Below are 294 nucleotides of genomic sequence, written 5' to 3'. Positions count from 1 at the left end.
ATCACCTCGCCGACGCTTATCGCAGATTAGCACGCCCTTCATCGCCTCTGACTGCCAGGGCATCCACCGTGTACGCTTAGTCGCTTAACCTCACAACCCGAAGATGTTTCTTTCGATTCATCATCGACTTGCGATAATTTGAGAGACTCGAACACACCGTATTTTCCTTTCTTATTACGGAGAAAGGAAACAGTGTGTCGTTTCAATTTTCAGCTTGATCCAGATTTTTAAAGAGCAAAAACTTCGCAGTACACCTTTTCAGGTACACTCTGAAGTTTATTTTAAGCAGTAAAG

The 294-nt window shown here is 43.5% G+C and carries 1 rRNA gene; it reads right to left on the bottom strand.

Annotation, left to right across the window (positions count from 1 at the left end):
* A 23S ribosomal RNA gene (locus MUU47_RS00050) occupies positions 1–90 on the bottom strand; the annotation flags it as partial.
* Positions 91–294 lie beyond the last annotated feature (204 nt).

Source organism: Scandinavium hiltneri (genome assembly GCF_024764835.1).
Classification (GTDB): Bacteria; Pseudomonadota; Gammaproteobacteria; order Enterobacterales; family Enterobacteriaceae; genus Scandinavium; species Scandinavium hiltneri.
Note: the sequence above shows the minus strand (reverse complement) of the source record. Positions and strands in the feature narration are given on the sequence as shown.